This is a genomic window from Bradyrhizobium sp. (assembly GCF_036735945.1).
In the GTDB taxonomy this organism is placed as follows: domain Bacteria; phylum Pseudomonadota; class Alphaproteobacteria; order Rhizobiales; family Xanthobacteraceae; genus Bradyrhizobium.
Genome location: NZ_DAINNI010000243.1, coordinates 1 through 2,204 on the forward strand (window position 1 = coordinate 1; position 2,204 = coordinate 2,204).

Sequence of the window (2,204 nt, forward strand, 5' to 3'; positions counted from 1 at the left end):
GCCGGAACGGCCGATGCAGACGCCTTCATAGGCCTGCACGCGGGTGCGCTCGCCTTCGACCACCTTGACGTTGACGATCACGGTGTCGCCGGGGCCGAATTCCGGGATCGACTTGGTCGCCGACAGTTTGTCGAATTGCTCTTTTTCGAGCTGCTGAATGAGGTTCATTGAAATCTCCATCGGCGGCGCGCCCAGCCTTTCGGGGGCTGCGCAAACGTCCATCTATCCTGCGCGTGTGCGGATTTGGCGCCCGTATAAGGCATCAGGCCGCGCTTGTCACCCGTCTGTCGTTCTTTTTGTGCCTTTTTGGCCGTCCCGTGCCGACCACAAATCCGGCCGCCGCGCCCGGGTCAGGGCCTCGGCCTCCGCCTTCCGCCAGGCCGCTACCTTGGCGTGGTCGCCGGAGATCAGGATTTCCGGGATGGTTCGGCCCTCGAACGCCTGCGGGCGGGTATATTGGGGGTATTCCAGTAGCCCTTCCGAGAAGCTTTCGTCCTCGCCCGAGGCCTGCTTGCCCATCACGCCCGGGAGCAGCCGCACGCAGGCATCGACCAGCGCCATCGCGGCGATCTCGCCGCCGGACAGCACATAGTCTCCGATGCTGACCTCCTCGAGGTTCCGAGCCTCGATCACCCGTTGATCGACCCCCTCGAACCTTCCGCAGACGATCAGGGGGCCCGGCCCGCTCGCGAGTTCCGCGGCCAGCGACTGGGTCAATGGCCGACCCCGCGGGCTCATCAGCAGGCGCGGCCGGTCCTGACCGATATCCGCGGCGTCGATGGCCGCCGCGAGAACGTCGGCGCGCAGCACCATGCCGGGGCCGCCGCCGGCCGGGGTGTCGTCGACGCTGCGATGCTTGTCGGTGGCGGATGCTCTGATGTCGCGCGCCTCCAGCTCCCAGAGGCCGGAGGCCAGCGCCTTGCCGGCCAGGCTGACGCCGAGCGGCCCGGGAAACATCTCGGGGAACAGGGTGAGGACGGTGGCGCGCCAGATCATGTCAAGCAGGTCATGTCAAACCCATCACGTGAGCGTCGGGGCTTCGTCGCCTTCGATTTCCTGCGGCAGCTCGATCACCACGCGGCCATTGGCCAGATCGACCGTCGGCACCACGGCATTGGTGAACGGCAGCAGCATCGTGGCGCCCTTCGCTGGCGCGATCTCGATGATATCGCCGGCGCCGAAATTATGGATCGCAATCACACGTCCGAGCGGTTCGTCGGCGGCGTTGACGGCCGCTAGCCCGATCAGGTCGGCGTGGTAATATTCGTCGTCGTCGGTCTCGGGCAACCGGTCGCGCGGAACATAGAGTTCCAAACCGTTGAGCCGTTCGGCGTCTTCGCGGGTGCCGATGCCCTTCAGCGTCGCCACCAGATGATCCCTGGCTACGCGTACCTGCGTCACCTCGAACTGGCGCGCGCCGTCCTTTGTCATCAGCGGGCCGTACTCTTTTACGGCCAGCGGATCCTCGGTGAAGGTCCACAGCTTCACCGCGCCGCGCACGCCATGCGCGGCGCCGATACGCGCGACGCAAATCGGTGCTGACACCGTCGTGCGCCGCTATGCCTTACGCCTTCGCGGCGGCTTCGGCGGCCTTGCGCTCCTTGCGCGGCACGGCCTTTTCCGGGTTGTTGCGCGCCGCGCGCTTGACGATGCCGGCGGCATCCAGGAAGCGGGTCACGCGATCCGACGGCTGCGCGCCCTTGGCGAGCCAGGACTTCACCTTGTCCATGTCGAGCTTCAGTCGCGCCTCGTTGTCCTTCGGCAGCAGCGGATTGAAATGGCCGAGACGCTCGATGAAGCGTCCGTCGCGGGGAAAACGCGAGTCGGCAACGACGACGTGATAGACCGGACGCTTCTTGGTGCCTGCGCGAGCGAGGCGGATAACGACTGACATTTAGTTCTCCTGTTAAGTACGAATTGGATCGTTGAACGCGTTCGTTGCCGTCATTGCTTCGCTGCGTTCGCAATGACGGAAGAGGTCATTTCTTCTTCCCCGGGAAGCCGCCGAGACCCGGCAGCGTCGGCTTGCCGCTGAGGCCGGTGAGGCCCGGCACGTTCGGCAGGCCCCCGCGCAGGCCGACGGGAAGATCCTTCGGTAAATTCGGCAGGCCGCCGCCGGCGCCGCCCTGCATCTTTTCCGCCATCGCCTTCATCTCTTCCGGCGACGGCGGCTTCATGCCGCCGCCAAAGCCCATCGCCTGCGC

The 2,204-nt window shown here is 65.9% G+C and carries 4 protein-coding genes and 1 pseudogene; all 5 read right to left on the reverse strand.

The features are described from left to right. Positions 1–168 (reverse strand): 50S ribosomal protein L19 (locus V7E26_RS29860; RefSeq protein WP_324422981.1); only part of this gene is annotated, 168 nt, incomplete at its 3' end. 108 nt (positions 169–276) lie between these two features. Further along, complete coding sequence (trmD, locus tag V7E26_RS29865) at positions 277–996, reverse strand: tRNA (guanosine(37)-N1)-methyltransferase TrmD (RefSeq protein WP_324422978.1); 720 nt, start codon at positions 994–996, stop codon at positions 277–279. Positions 997–1,020: 24 nt separating this feature from the next. Then, positions 1,021–1,545: a ribosome maturation factor RimM gene (rimM, locus tag V7E26_RS29870; protein ID WP_324422979.1), complete on the reverse strand. Its 525-nt coding sequence runs from the start codon at positions 1,543–1,545 to the stop codon at positions 1,021–1,023. 19 nt (positions 1,546–1,564) lie between these two features. Beyond that, complete coding sequence (gene rpsP, locus V7E26_RS29875; protein ID WP_324422980.1) at positions 1,565–1,894, reverse strand: 30S ribosomal protein S16; 330 nt, start codon at positions 1,892–1,894, stop codon at positions 1,565–1,567. A gap of 85 nt (positions 1,895–1,979) precedes the next feature. Beyond that, positions 1,980–2,204, reverse strand: a pseudogene (locus V7E26_RS29880) (signal recognition particle protein); the annotation flags it as partial.

Excerpts from the sequence above, each read along its gene's own strand:
- trmD (WP_324422978.1), bottom strand. The coding sequence starts at position 996 with ATGATCTGGCGCGCCACCGTCCTCACCCTGTTCCCCGAGATGTTTCCC.
- rpsP (WP_324422980.1), bottom strand. The coding sequence starts at position 1,894 with ATGTCAGTCGTTATCCGCCTCGCTCGCGCAGGCACCAAGAAGCGTCCG.